Consider the following 13,019-nt stretch of genomic DNA (forward strand, 5'->3'; position numbering starts at 1 on the left):
GCGTGCGAGCTCGCGTGCAAGTCTGCGCGCGAATCGGGGTCGCGTTGCGGAGGGAACTTGCTACCTTGCGCCCATGACCCCCGTCGAGCTCGAAGCCGCCCTGAAGGCCCTTGATGTCCCAGCAAAAGCAGGCGCATACGTGCCTCCGGACGGCGTCAGCCTCACGCTTCACGTGGCATCGGGCGGCAGTAGCCTCGCCGTCGGGCGGGTCGAGCACCTGCGGGTCGCTGGCGAGCTCCTGGTCGCGCGGTCCCCGAAGACCACGACCGCCGTGTTGTTGTCCGGCGTCATCGCCATCGGGCGCGAGGGCTCGGGCACCGAAGGGCGCCGCCCGGCCGGCTTCGGGGCGTGAGCGGCGCGGGGGTCGTCTCGACGACCTTCTCTCACGGCCGCACCGCGCGCGTCACCGCGGCCGCGCTCGGCTGGTTCTTCGGCGCGGTGTTGCGCGTGCGGCGGCGACACGTCGAGCGCGCGCTCCGTCGCGCGGGCCTCGAGCTCCCGGCGATGGCCGTCTACCGCGAGCTCGCGCGTCATGTCGTCGACCTCGTTGGCGTGGCGCTCTCGCGCAACCCCACGCTCGTCGCCTTCGGCCCGCACGCGCGCGCGGCGCTCGAGCGCGCGCGCGCGCGCGGCCCCGTCGTGATCGCGGCGTCGCACACCGGCAACTGGGAGCTCGCGGCGTTCGCCCTCGCGACACTGTACCCCGTGAGCGTCGTGGCCAAGCGTCAGGGCGTGGGCCTTGCCGACCGCTTCGCGAGGGGCCTTCGCGCGCGCTTCGGCGTCGCCGTGATCGAACCTCGCGGGGCCTTCGCTTGGGCGTCGGCGGCCCTTCGCGCCGGGCGCGTGGTCGCGATGGCGATAGACCAGGTCCCGGACCGCGCCGAGCACGGCGAGCCGTGTCCGTTTCTCGGCGCTGAGGCGCTGGTCGATCGCGCGCCCTTCGTGCTCGCGCGGCGGACGGGGGCGGCGGTGTTGGTCGCGGTGTGCGAGGGTGGAGAGGTGCGGGTGCTAGGCGAGGTGAGCCCCGACGACCCGCGCGCGGCCGCGCGCGCCGCGACCGCGCTGCTCGAGCGACACGTGCTCGCCCACCCGGCGTCCTGGCTCTGGCTCCACCGACGGTGGCGTCGCCCGCCGCCGCGCCGCGGCGTGCAAGCTGCCGCGTAGAGCGTCGCCGAGCATGCCGCTCAGAACGTGTAGTGGACCTCGATGGGCACGGTGAAGTTGAACGCCGTGGTGCCGAGCGCCGTACGCGCGGTCTCCACCGACTCCGAGCCCGCGCTCGCGAACAGACCGAGGCCGGAGCGGAGCTGGAAGTTCTTCGACACCTGGTAGCCCACGTCGAGGTGGAGCGCGGCCGCGAAGCCCCGGGTGCTCAGAGACTCGTCCATCGGCGGGCCGCCCTCCTTCAGCAAGAGCCGACGATCGCTCCCGCCGAAGTAGAACCCGAGGCCGACCCCCGGCGTGAGCGCGAAGCGCGCCGTGATCGGGAATGTGTAGTGTGCAGTGACCTCCGTCAGCCAGTCGATCTCGGACGCCCCACCGCCGCCCTCGCGACCGGTGGACCGGCTCAGGAGGCCGAACGACACGCCGAGCGCGACGCGATCCACCACGTGCACCTGGAGGGTGGGCGTGAAGCGGAAGAAGAACGTCGTGCTGCTCTCGTTGTCGCCCACGAGGGACGCGGAGGACGCGCCCGTGTAGCTGAACGCGCTGCGGAGGCCGAGTATCCATGAGCCGCGCTGCCAGGGCAGCACGGGCAGCTCGGGCGGGCGCGCGGCGATCGCGGGGGGAGGTGAGCCGCGCTTCATGTGCTCGTAGTCGGAGAAGGGGCTCGGCTGCGCGCGCGCGGACCCGGCGCCGGCTCCCACTCCGGCGACGACTGCGAGCGTGACGAGCCCGCGGAGCGCGGCGGGCGTGGCGAGAGGGGGGACCTTCGCACGCGGGGTCATGGGGCTCCGTCGGCGAGCTCGAACTCGATCTCGTACGGGGGCCCGGCCTTGGCGGCGACCGCGGCTTCGGCCTCGACGAGCGCCTCGGGCACACCCCGGGCGACGAGCGCGGCGCGGAGCCGCTGCGCCCGCCCGAGCGCGAGGGTGGCGGCCGCTCGCGCCCCGTGTCGTACGACGAGGCGGACCCGGCGGAGCGCGGGGCGGTTGTCGGTGAGCGTTCGCGCGAGCGCTGCGACACTCGGCTCGCTCGTGGCGGCGAGCTCCGTCGAGTAGGGCCTCCACGCGAGCGGAGGTGTCAAGACGAGCTGGGGGCCCTCGCGCTTGACCCCGCGGACTTGCACCGGGATCTCGAACGGGGGAATGGCCGCGAAGCGAAGCCGCTGCGCGGCGCGATCGGCCTCGCGCAGCGCGTCGTCGAGGCGCCCGTCGGCGCGCGACGCGAGGGCGATGCCGAGCGCGACGCGGCCCCGGCTCGCGACCGCCGGATCGCAGCGCTGGCCGTCGCAGGTCGCCTTCGCGAGCTCCGCGGCTTCGAAGGCGCGATCGACTTCCGCCGCCGACGCGTGCGCGGGCTCGGGCGTAGTGCGCGAGGTGAGGGGCGCGCGGAGCGCGGCGACGAGGTGGAGCTCCGCGCGCCGCGCAAGCTCCATCGAGGCCGTGTAGCGCCCGTCGCCGAGCGCCCCGTGCGCTGCCGTCATCGTGGCGGCGACGTCCGCCCGGTGCCCCGTGCGCGCGCTGCAGCGCGCCGACTCGCACGCCGTGACGAAGTCTGTTGCCGCGCGGAGGGCCCACTGCGCCTTGCGCCGCGCCTGTGCGAGGGCTTCCGGCGTGCCCGCGTCGGCGGGTGGAGTCGCGAGCGGAGCGACGAGGCGGCGCGCCGCATCCGCCAGGTGCGTCGCGGAATCGTACGCCCGGCGGTCCCACGCGTGGCGCGCGCGGAGGAGCAGCGCGTCGGCTTCGGTGAGCGGTCCGCGCAGGTGAGGGCTCGTCTGCTCTCCCTGGTCCCGCAGCGCGAGCGCGAGGAAGATGGCGCGGTAGGCGTCGCGCCAGGTCGGCTCGAAGCCTGGGAGAGGGGCCACCTGCGCGAGCCGCTCGTCGACGAACGCCGCCGTTCGTTTGGTCGCGTCGTCGTGCGCGGGCTCCGCGGTGCGTGATGGCGCGCCCGGGCGGCTCGAGGCCTCGTCCGCAGCAGGCGCCGCCCGTGAGGCCTCCTCCGCGAGCGCGATCGCCTCCGCGCACGATCCCGCCTTGAAGCGGGCCTCGGCCCTCCGAAACAGCGCGACCTGGGGCGCGCGCGGGTCCTCTCCCGCGGTCACCTGCAGGCCACGCTGGAGCTCGCCGCGGGCGCGCGCGCACAGCGCGGCGGATCGAAAGGTCTGGGCGGCCTTGCGCGCGCGCTGCGCCGCCTCGGCGTGGGCCCGGGCGGCCAGCGCTCGCTCGGCGGCGGAGAGCTCGGCGAGCCCTCCCTCCTTCGCCTCGCCGTCGGGGCACGCGTCCCGGGCGAGGCGCGCGTCGCGCAAGGCGGTCTCGGCGGCCTCGAGCGCGCCGTCGGCGGCCGCAGGGCGTGGGCGCGTGAGCAGGGCGGTGGCGCGGCCCGCGAGCTCGACGACCTCCGCGTAGGAGCGCCGAAGGTACCACGTGTCGGCGGCCGCGAGGAGCGCGTCCGCGTTGGTCAGAGCCGGATCCGCAGGGGTGGCGGCGCGGACGCGGGCGAGCTCGACCTGCGCCTTCTGGAGCGCAGCGGCGGCCTTGCGTCGAGCGGGCTCGTTCTCGACCTCACCACGCGGGGACAGCGGCGCGGGACCCGCCGGCAGAGCCTGCGCGTCGCACGCGCGGAGGCGCTCCTGCGCGCGGACGGCGAGCTCGTACGCGCCCTCGTGGTCGCCCGCATCGAAGCGCCGCTGAGCGAGCTCGAACACGGCCTCGAATTCGCGGTACGGCCCGCCGCACGTCTGATCGCGGAGCTGTCCGAGCAGCTCGCTGCGGCGGAGCGCGAGGCGCACGAGCGCCCGCTCGGCGAGCGCTCGGAGGGAGCCGTCGTGGACGAGCGTCGGCCCGGCGGCGGTCGCGGGCGCCGCTGGCACCCTCGCCGGGTCGGGCTTCCCTCGCGCGGACCCGCGCTCCGCTCGCTCGAGCACCGCCGCGCTGCGCTCCGCCGTCTCGCGGATCGAGAAGTTGCGTGCAATGTGCACCTTTTGGAGCGCTTGCCGAGCGAGGAGCGTGGCCTGCTCCGCCTCGCCCCGCTCGGCCGCCTCCCGAGCGCGCTGCGCGAGGACCTTGGCCTCGGCGACCAGCTTGGGTCGCTGGACGGCGACGAGCCGCACTTCGCGGCGCTGCAGCGCCGCGTCCGCCTCCACCACCGCGGGGGGGATCGCCGCGGGTGTGCAGCCCAGCGCGCCGAGCGTCGCGACGAGGCTCGCGAGCGCGACGCGCCTCACGGCTCGCCCCCGTCTGTCGCGCGGCCGGTCCCCGCGAACGGGGGCGCCACGCCGGAGGGGCGCGGGGTGGGCGCGTCGCCCGTCGTCGCGTCGCGGGTCGCCCCCGCCTCCGCCCCCGCCCCCCCATGGGGGGGGGGGGTAAGGCGAACCTCGGACCGCAGCATGGTGAGCTGACCCTCGGCGGTCTCGAGCAACAGGTCGCGCAGCTCCGGGTTCGTCGACGACCGCGTGAGCGCCTCGGCACGATCGAGCCACGCCTCCGCGCGCGTGACCTCGAGCGGCTGCAGCCCGGGGTGCTCTTCCTTCAGCGCGGTGAGGGCGACCCGAAGCTGTACGGCGCGCTCCGTAGGATCGAGCCGCGGATCGGGGGCGTGAGGGCCCGTCTGCCCTGCTGCGAGCAAGGGCGCGCAGGCCGCCGCGAGCCCGCAGGCCGCCGCGAGCGCGACGAGCGACCGCGCGGTCCCCGAGACACCGAGCTTCAGAAAATGGACCACTGGAGCCTCAAGCGAAGAGAGTGGGAGAGCTGAGTCTCGCGGAGCGCTGGGGTGTCCCGTCGCAGACCGAGCGTATAGACGAGCGAGACGTGCCGGCTCAGGTGTGCCGAGGCCGACGTGTCCCAGCGGTAGATCGGGCGGTACTTTTCCTCTCCTTTGAACACGGCGCCGAACTGGTCTTCGCCCAAGAATCCGTCGAGGCGGGTGTCGAGGTCGAGCACGTTCCGCAGCGTCACCCCGGCCATCACCGTGGCCTCCATGCCGAACGTCCTGACGTCGGAGAGCGCCAGCAGCTCGAGCTCGCGACCGCTCCTGCGCGTCACCGCGCGCCCGTCGAAGAAGTACGCCTGGCGTGCCGCGAGGCCGCCGCGCATGGCGAACCGGAACATCTCGACCTCGAGCTTCGTGCCGAGCCCGGCGGCCTCCTGGAGGATGAGCGGGCCGAGCTCCGGGAACAAGCGGTACGCCTCCCCAGGGACGAACGTCTCGTCGCGGGCGACGCTGCCGTCCTCCCGGGTCGTCACCGCGCGCATCGTGTCCGGCGCGTAGAAGCGGGTAGGGAAGATGGAGGTGGTGGCTGCGACCCGCGCGTACGGGCCCGCGACGCCGCCGAGCCGGTAGTTGTAGAGCGCCTCGGCGCGGACATCGTCCGTGACCTTCTGGAGAGGCAGCTCGGAGTTGCCGTTGGACGACAAAATACCGACCGCCGCGAGGTCGGTGAAGAGGCTCAGCTCGGCGAGGTGGCGTCCGGTGTCGATGCCGAGCTCGAGGCGGCTGTACGCGCCGAGCGTGAGGGCGTCGCCGTTGTACGAGGAGAGCTGGTGCTGGCGGCTCCCGAGGGTCCCGTCGGCCGCCAGGGTCCAGCGGAGGCGGTAGACGCTCGGCTCGACGATGACGTCGCCTTCGCCGAACTCGGTGCGCACGAGGCGCCCGTCTTCGACGACCACGCGGTACTGCACGGCCTCGCCTCGCGGCACGACCAGGGCGACCGCGCCCTCGCGCGCCTTCGGATCGTCGCCGAGCGCGAGGACGTAGCGCCCGGCAGGGAGGGTGACGCCGAACGACGCCCGCTGCCCGGGCTTGAAGCTGGGGCGGAAGGGGCCGTGCACGCCCCCGAGCGCGTGCGGGCCTTCGCCGGTGGCTGCGACGACGAAGCTCTGGTCGACCGGCCGACCCTGCCCGTCGACGATCGCGACCCGGAGGACGCCGTAGGAAGGGCTGACCGCAGCGGTCTCGCCGGCGACCACCTCCACGTCGGCGCGGGCGCGGAGCTCCTTCGGGCCCGAGCCGATTCGCAGCCGATACCGGCCGGGCGGTACGGGCACGCGGCGCCCAAGGCGGGCGACGGTGAGCGTCTCGCCCTCGAGCTCGACGATGACCGACGCGTCGTTGTCGGGTGTGGGGTCCAGATCGGGGACGAAGAGCGCTCCGTAACCATCCGGAATAACTGTTGAATCTGACTCGATCTCGTCCCGCGCCGCGCTGGCGGTCGGCGCCCCGGAGGCGTGGCGCGAGGTGGCGATCGCCAGGCCCAGCGCGAGGAGTCCCGCTGCGCGAGCCCGCGCTGTCGCCGCTCGGAGGCCGTAGGGCCGGGTCGCCTGGCACGCCATCCGTGTGACCATGGCCGTCCGGCCGCCGCCGTGTCAACGAACCGGCGGCGATCCCGTCGGGGCCGGGGCGGAGTCGGAGGCCGGGGTGACTTGCCGTCCGGGACTACGCGAGGTAAGCGGAGGCATGGGCGATCCACTCCGAATCGGCGGGCACTCCTTCCACAGCCGGCTCATCGTCGGCACGGGCAAGTACGCCAGCGTCGCCGAGACCGAGGCGGCCATCGACGCCTCGGGCGCCGAGCTCGTCACCGTGGCGCTCCGGCGCGTGGACCTGAACGACCGTGGGGAGGGCTCGCTGATGAGCCTGCTCGCGCGGAAGCCCTGGAAGCTGCTGCCGAACACGGCAGGCTGTTACACGGCCGACGACGCGATCCGCACGCTCCGGCTGGCGCGAGAGCTCGGCATCGCCGACCTCGTGAAGCTCGAGGTCATCGGCGATCCGCGCACGCTCTACCCGGATGGCGAGGAGACCCTCGCGGCCGCGAAGGTGCTCGTGAAGGAGGGGTTCGTGGTGCTCCCGTATTGCATGGACGATCCGGTGCTGTGCCGGAAGCTGGAGGACGCGGGCTGCGCCGCGGTCATGCCCCTCGCGGCGCCAATCGGCAGCGGCCTCGGCATCAAGAACTCGCACAACCTCTCGATCATCCTCGAGCACGCGCGCGTCCCGGTGCTGGTCGACGCCGGGGTGGGCACGGCGAGCGACGCGGCGATCGCGATGGAGCTTGGCTGTGACGGGGTGCTCATGAACACGGCGATCGCCCACGCCAAGCGCCCGGTGCTGATGGCCGAGGCGATGCGCGAGGCCGTGTCGGCGGGGCGAAAGGCCTTCGAGGCTGGGCGCATGAAGAAGAGCCGCTACGCGAACGCCTCGAGCCCCGCGGCGGGCCTTATCGAATAGAATGCCGACCGATGCTCCGCCTCGCCGTCGTCTCGACCCTGCTCGCGTCCTTCGCCGTTGCCCCCATGCAGTGCACGCGCGAGCCCGATCCGACGCTCCGCACCGAGGACTCCGCGGGCGACGCGCTGTGGCAGCTCGCGCTCGAGTTTCGCAAGAAGAACGACGAGCCAGCGGCGCAGGCCACGTTGCGCTTCCTGGTCGAGCGGTATCCGTCGAACCGCCACGTGGCCGAGGCGAAGCGGCAGCTCGCGGGAGCGCCGCCCACGGCGTCCACCGGCGGCGGGCCGTAGGCGTCGCTGGCGTCGATGACCCGCGCGCGCGTGGAGGTGGCGGTGATGCTCATCACGCCCGAGGGGATCGAGGCGACCTCGCTACGGCGCGCCGTCGAGGCGGCCGCCGAGGTGTTCGGGCGCTCGGTCGTGGTGCAGGCCCGGGCCAAGGCGAGCGTCGTCGATGCGCGCCGCGTCGCGGTCCTCGTCGCGGAGGCCGCTCGCGCGTGCGGCGTGCCCTTCGTCGTGAACGGCGACGTGGGGCTCGCGCGCGAGCTCGCGGCGGACGGGGTCCACGCGCCGTCGGGGATGCCGGCTGGGGGGCTACGCGCCGCGCTCGGCGGGCTCTGGCTCTCGCGCGCCGCCCACGCCGCGGAGGACGTCCGCGCTGCCGCGGCGAACAGTCTCGACGCCGTCCTCGTCAGCCCGATCTACCCCGTGCCCGGGAAGGGCCCGGCCCGAGGGCTCGAGGCGCTCCGTGAGGCCCGCGCGATCGCGTCCGAGTCCGACGCGGGCGGCGCACTCGGGGGGAGGCTCCGCGTGCTCGCCCTCGGCGGCGTCACGCCGGAGCGCGCCGCGGCCTGCGTGCGCGCGGGGGCCGACGGGGTGGCGGTGATGCGCGCGGCGTTCGCGGCGCCCTCGCGGAGGGGGCTCTTCGAGGAGCTGCGCGCTGCTTTGCGCGAGGCGCCCGTTCGCGGGAATGCTACAGCGTCGTCGATGCTCACCTACGACGACACCCTCGCCAAGACGATCGAGCTGCTCCGGCGCCACGTGAGCGCGGCCCGGAGCGTGTCGCCGGGCGACCACATCATGAACGATCTCGGGCTCGACAGCCTCGCGGTGATGGAGCTCATCGCCGACGCCGAGGAGCGCTTCGACGTGAGCATGCCGAGCGAGATGCTCGCCGGCCTCGGCACCGTGGACGACGTGGCGAAGGCCGTCCTGAAGCTCTCGCGCCCCGAGTAGCTACGCTCCGAGCTCCTCGTCTTCCATCGGGCCAAGATCTTCGCCCGAGAGCACGAAGAACGCCTCGCCGTAGCTCTCGAGCAGCGACAGCGCGTTGTCCATGTCTTCCTGCGTGTGCCCACGCGTCACGTTCACGCGGAGGCGCTCTTCGCCGAGCTTCACCCCCGGGTAGGTGATGGGCACCATGAGGACGCCGCACTCGAGGAGCGCCACGTGCATGAAGAGGGTCTTGCGCTCGTCGCGGCACATGACCGGCATGATGTGCGTGTTGCTCGCGCCGAGATCGAAGCCGATGCCGGTGAGTCTGCCGCGCATGTAGTCCGACTTCTGGTGCAGCTCGCGCACCATCGCCGGCCCGTCGGCCTCCAGCATGTCGAGGATGGTGCTCGCCGCGGCGACGATGGGGATCGGCAGCGACGCGCTGAAGAGGAAGCTCCGCGCGTTGTGCTTGACGAGGTCGATGATGACCTCGTCGGCGAGCAAGATGCCGCCGATGCCACCGAACGTCTTGGAGAACGTCGACACCACGATGGGCACACGTCCGAGCAGGCCGTCGGCCTCGAGGATGCCGGTACCCCGCTCGCCGAGCGTGCCGGTCCCGTGGGCGTCGTCCACGATGAGGACGGCGTCGTAGCGGTCGCAGATCTCCACGAACTCCTTGAGGTGCGCGCGGTCGCCGTCGAGCGAGTACACGCCCTCGACCAGCACGATGGCGTTCTTCCGCTCGCGCGTCTTTAGGATGCGCTCCAGGCTCCGCGCCGAGTTGTGGTTGAAGAAGCGAACCTCCGGCGCCTTCCCCGGTACGCCCGCCGCGAGGAACGTGCCGTCGAGGATGCAGGCGTGGCTGAAGCTGTCGAGGATGAGCGTCGTGTCACTGTCGGCGAGCGCCATCAGCGTGCCGAGCATGGCCTGATAGCCGGTCGTGAACACGAGGCAGCTCTCGAACCCGAACCACTTCGCGAGGCGCCGCTCGAGGTCGACGTGCTCCACCGTGGTCGCCTGCACTCGTGAGCTCGACAGACCGCACGCGTACTTCTCGACCGCGCGGATCGCCGCCTCCTTCACCTTCGGGTGATTCGTGAGGCCGAGGTAGTCGTTCGAGCTGAAGTTGACGATCGGCTTGCCATCGATCTGCGTGTGGAGTCCGCCGGTCTCGAAGGGGCGAAAGTAGGGGTAGACCTGCTTCTTGCGGGCGAGGTTGACGCGCGCGAGCTCGGCCTTCGCTTTGTCGTGGATGAAGCTCAAGGGGCTCCTTGGGGGCGCCGGGCCGGCGCGGGAGGGGTTCGGGGACCGGGTGGGCGCCGCAGCGCGAGAGGAAGGCGAGCGCGGACGAGCGCGCACGCGCGCGGTACTTACACGAAACGTGCCGCACAGGGTCGATTTCTGGGGGGCGGAATTGCTGGAGGCTTCTGCGAGCGGCGTTGTAAAACGATGCGCGCGCCGCGAACCAAGCGACGCACTCTTCGCCCCCCGCGTCGCCCCCGCGTCGCCCCCCGCGTCCCGCGCTTCGCGCCTGCCCCGACCGAAGGAAGACCCACCATCGCCATGAAGAAGCCCCTGCCCACGATCGCCGTCGCGCTCGCCGCCGCCGTCGCGCTCGCCTCGTTCCCTGCGTGCAGCAAGGACAAGCCGCAGTTCGCGGACGCCGCCGCCGCCGCCGAGAAGAAGCTCGAAGAGAAGAAGGCCCTGGGCGACAACGCCCCCAAGGAAGTCGAAGGCAAGAAGCTCAACGCCTTCTTCCCCGAGACGCTCGAAGGCGGCAAGCGGACCTTCACCACCGAGAAGCCCGGCTATGTCGAGGCGAAGTACGCGAAAGACGGGGCAGACCTATGCACAGTGACCATCGCCGACCTGGTCGACAACGCCGACTCCAAGGAGAAGTACGCGAAGTCGACGGAGAAGGTGGCGGGCTCTCCGGTCATCACCTTCGGGAAGAAGCAGAGCATGCTGCTCGTGAAGGAGCGCTATCAGGTGAAAATCATCAGCGACACTCTGTCCCACGATCAGCGCAAGGCGCTGCTCGAGAAGATCGACCTCAAGGGGGTCGCTGGCCTCTGAGCCCGCGCGCGCGCGCCTTCTTCCTCCTCCCACGCAGATCAGGAACCCCATGACCCACAACCTCGAAGAGCTGCTCTCGTCCCTCCCCGAGTCGAACATGACCGTTCGACTGCTCAACTTTCTTGACTACCTCGTCCCGGGGGAGTGGAACAACATCACGAGCCTGCATCTGGCCGTGCGCGAGGCCACGGGCGAGACCGACGAGGACGTCCTCGGCGCGGTCGCCGGTCGCGCGATCGAGCTCTACATGGACGAGTCCACGGGCTACCAGAGCGCCGTCGGGCTCTATTCGATGGTCGACTCGGCGTCCACCTTCGCGGGCTTCACCTCGATGGCCGCCAAGCTCGGCGAAGACGTCGAGTGGCTCGGGTTCCTCGAGTCCGTCACCCCGAAGCTCGAGACCACGCAAGCGATCGACGCGGGGCTCAAGCTCGCGTGCGAGCTCGGCGCCTTCTGCATGACCAACGGCCTCCCGGGCGACAGCATCGGAGACTTCATGGGCGCGGTCGCCAGCTCCGCGAAGGAGGACAAGATGCGCCTCGCGGCGTGGATCACGTGCGACTGCTTTCTGCCGCTCGGGCCCGACTTCATGCAGAAGATCATCGAGACCACCGAGCGCGCGAGCGAGAGCGATTTCATGCAGAGCGGGCTCTTTCAGCGGGTGGCGAGCCTCCTCCCTGGGGGCGGACTCGACGAGAAGAAGCAGCTCGTCGGCGAGAACATCCGCGCGGCGGAGGGCTACGTGAACGGCTTCGTCGCCGAGCGCGGCCTGAGCCACGACGGCGTGATCTCGCGGGTGAAGGAGTTCCTCGACGTCAACGAGGACCGCCTCGACTACGCGTCGGCGATCCTCGACATGTCCACCAACGTGTTCCTCCACACAGGCACGCAGTCGGTCGCGCGGCGATGCATCACCCGCGCCTACGGCGAGATCTGACCGTGACCGAGGCCGCTGACGATCTGCAGGTCGCCCCCCTCCCGATTCCCACGGTCGACCTCGCCGACCTCGCGGACGGCGCCGACCCGGCGCGCCGCCTCGAGGCCCTCGCCGCGCTCCGCCGGGGCTTCGGCGAGCTCGGGCTCGTGTACGTGCGCGGGCACGGGGTCGGGCCGATGGCGGGCCTGTACGACCGGTTCGTCGACTTCACCGCGCGACCCGCGGCCGAGAAGGAGGTCTACAACCGAAAGGACCTTTACTATCAGCGCGGCTGGACGCCCCCGAACACCGAGCAGGCCGTGGTGGCGGGTGGCCAGCCCGACTTCAAGGAGTGCTGGTTCGCTACGCCGACTCCGATGCCCCCGGAGCTGCAGGTGCAGTTCCCCGAGGTCTACGCCGACAACGTGTGGCCCGAGGGCGATCCGGTGTTCCCCGAGATTTGCCAGGCGCGCGGCGCCGAGCTTCACCGGGTGGGCCTCGCGCTCGTGCGGGGCGCCGCGGAGGCGCTCGGGCTCCCGGCGGACGCGCTCGCCGCGCTGTGTGAGGGGGGGCCTCACATTTTCCGCCTGCTCCGCTACCTGCCGCTGACGACCGAGCAGGTGGAGCAGAAGGTCTTGTGGGGCGAGGAGCACACCGACTTCAACCTCCTCACGCTCCTCCCCGGCGGTCGGTTCCACGACCCCGAGGGGCGGGTGGCGAGCCCTCCGAGCGCGCGGAGCGGCCTCTACCTGCGCACGCGGGGCACCCCGGCGCACCCGAGCGGCAGGATGGTGCGCGGGACCGCGCCCGAGGGCTGCATCGTCGCTCAGGTCGGCCAGCAGCTCGAGATGCTCACGGGGGGCGCCTTCTTGGCCACCCCTCACGTGATCACGGCTCCGGATCAGCCGGGGTGGTCACGGCTCTCCGCGGCGCACTTCGTCCACGTCCACGCGCACACGACGCTCTTCCCGTTGCCGCCGTTCCGCACGCCCGAGACCGAGCGCGCGTACAGCCCGCCCGTCCTCGCCGGGACCTACGGTCTGAAGACGCTCGTCGACATCGGCCTCGCCCCGGCGAGCGCGCTCGCGTCCCTCGGGTACCGGCACTACGACCGCCTCGCGAAGCTGCGCGAGCGCTGAGCGCGGACCCTCCGCGCTTCGCGGAGCCGCTGTCACGGAGCCGACCTCAGCTCTGCTAGTCCCCTGGAGTCGTGGTTCGTATCAGCAGTCCGGTCTTCGGTGTCATGCCGAGGAGCGAGGGGGTGCCCCGTTTTCGGCGGCGGCGGGCCCGTCCTCAACTCGGACGTCGTTCCGCGCGGTGGAGGCGGCGCTTTGCGCTCGGGGACAGTGGTTTCGGGTGTGACCGCGCGAGAACGCCGACCCTCGAACATGAGTATCCTCCCACCGCCGCCGAAAACGGGA

At 72.3% G+C, this 13,019-nt stretch carries 13 protein-coding genes; 8 read left to right on the forward strand and 5 right to left on the reverse strand.

Annotated elements, in window-relative coordinates; translation table 11 throughout:
• The first annotated feature begins 73 nt into the window (after positions 1 to 73).
• Both IPQ09_24295 and IPQ09_24300 read left to right on the forward strand, forming a co-directional pair.
• Positions 74 to 352 carry a hypothetical protein gene (locus IPQ09_24295; protein MBL0197289.1) on the forward strand — a complete coding sequence of 93 codons (279 nt, stop codon included), beginning with the start codon at positions 74 to 76 and terminating at the stop codon, positions 350 to 352.
• A complete protein-coding gene (locus tag IPQ09_24300) occupies positions 349 to 1,164 on the forward strand; it encodes a lysophospholipid acyltransferase family protein (GenBank protein MBL0197290.1) in 816 nt (271 codons plus the stop codon). Before IPQ09_24295 ends, IPQ09_24300 begins: the two co-directional genes overlap by 4 nt.
• Before the next feature lie 20 nt (positions 1,165 to 1,184).
• On the opposite strand, the gene IPQ09_24305 is transcribed toward IPQ09_24300, so the two are convergent.
• The 4 genes from IPQ09_24305 to IPQ09_24320 are packed head-to-tail and all read right to left on the reverse strand — an operon-like array spanning position 1,185 to position 6,491.
• Positions 1,185 to 1,949 (reverse strand): hypothetical protein, encoded by a 765-nt coding sequence (locus IPQ09_24305; protein MBL0197291.1) that lies wholly within the window; start codon positions 1,947 to 1,949, stop codon positions 1,185 to 1,187.
• Positions 1,946 to 4,387, reverse strand: a complete 2,442-nt coding sequence (locus IPQ09_24310; GenBank protein ID MBL0197292.1) for a hypothetical protein — start codon at positions 4,385 to 4,387, stop codon at positions 1,946 to 1,948. Before IPQ09_24310 ends, IPQ09_24305 begins: the two co-directional genes overlap by 4 nt.
• Positions 4,384 to 4,881, reverse strand: coding sequence for a hypothetical protein (locus IPQ09_24315; protein MBL0197293.1), 498 nt, complete (start codon positions 4,879 to 4,881; stop codon positions 4,384 to 4,386). The genes IPQ09_24310 and IPQ09_24315 overlap by 4 nt, the downstream gene beginning before the upstream one ends.
• The gene (locus tag IPQ09_24320) at positions 4,866 to 6,491 is read right to left on the reverse strand and encodes a hypothetical protein (protein MBL0197294.1); all 1,626 of its coding nucleotides are present in this window, start codon (positions 6,489 to 6,491) and stop codon (positions 4,866 to 4,868) included. Before IPQ09_24320 ends, IPQ09_24315 begins: the two co-directional genes overlap by 16 nt.
• A 124-nt stretch (positions 6,492 to 6,615) precedes the next feature.
• Here IPQ09_24320 and IPQ09_24325 point away from each other — a divergent pair, with 124 nt between their 5' ends.
• From IPQ09_24325 to IPQ09_24335, 3 genes are read left to right on the forward strand one after another with little or no spacing between them, the layout of a single operon-like run.
• Positions 6,616 to 7,389: a thiazole synthase gene (locus tag IPQ09_24325; protein MBL0197295.1), complete on the forward strand. Its 774-nt coding sequence runs from the start codon at positions 6,616 to 6,618 to the stop codon at positions 7,387 to 7,389.
• Positions 7,390 to 7,400: 11 nt separating this feature from the next.
• Positions 7,401 to 7,679, forward strand: a complete 279-nt coding sequence (locus tag IPQ09_24330) for a hypothetical protein (GenBank protein MBL0197296.1) — start codon at positions 7,401 to 7,403, stop codon at positions 7,677 to 7,679.
• Positions 7,680 to 7,694: 15 nt separating this feature from the next.
• Positions 7,695 to 8,624 carry a thiamine phosphate synthase gene (locus IPQ09_24335; GenBank protein MBL0197297.1) on the forward strand — a complete coding sequence of 310 codons (930 nt, stop codon included), beginning with the start codon at positions 7,695 to 7,697 and terminating at the stop codon, positions 8,622 to 8,624.
• On the opposite strand, the gene IPQ09_24340 is transcribed toward IPQ09_24335, so the two are convergent.
• Positions 8,625 to 9,869, reverse strand: a complete 1,245-nt coding sequence (locus IPQ09_24340; GenBank protein MBL0197298.1) for an aminotransferase class I/II-fold pyridoxal phosphate-dependent enzyme — start codon at positions 9,867 to 9,869, stop codon at positions 8,625 to 8,627. It abuts the gene before it with no gap.
• Between the two features lie 300 nt (positions 9,870 to 10,169).
• Between IPQ09_24340 and IPQ09_24345 the strand changes: the two genes are divergently transcribed.
• Genes IPQ09_24345 through IPQ09_24355 form a run of 3 tightly spaced genes read left to right on the forward strand, consistent with a single transcriptional unit; the run spans position 10,170 to position 12,737 of the window.
• Positions 10,170 to 10,682 carry a hypothetical protein gene (locus tag IPQ09_24345; GenBank protein MBL0197299.1) on the forward strand — a complete coding sequence of 171 codons (513 nt, stop codon included), beginning with the start codon at positions 10,170 to 10,172 and terminating at the stop codon, positions 10,680 to 10,682.
• Between the two features lie 49 nt (positions 10,683 to 10,731).
• Positions 10,732 to 11,619, forward strand: a complete 888-nt coding sequence (locus IPQ09_24350) for a hypothetical protein (GenBank protein MBL0197300.1) — start codon at positions 10,732 to 10,734, stop codon at positions 11,617 to 11,619.
• Positions 11,589 to 12,737 carry an isopenicillin N synthase family oxygenase gene (locus IPQ09_24355; GenBank protein MBL0197301.1) on the forward strand — a complete coding sequence of 383 codons (1,149 nt, stop codon included), beginning with the start codon at positions 11,589 to 11,591 and terminating at the stop codon, positions 12,735 to 12,737. The genes IPQ09_24350 and IPQ09_24355 overlap by 31 nt, the downstream gene beginning before the upstream one ends.
• Positions 12,738 to 13,019 lie beyond the last annotated feature (282 nt).

The sequence above is a fragment of the Myxococcales bacterium genome (assembly GCA_016720545.1).
GTDB lineage: Bacteria > Myxococcota_A > Polyangia > Polyangiales > Polyangiaceae > JAAFHV01.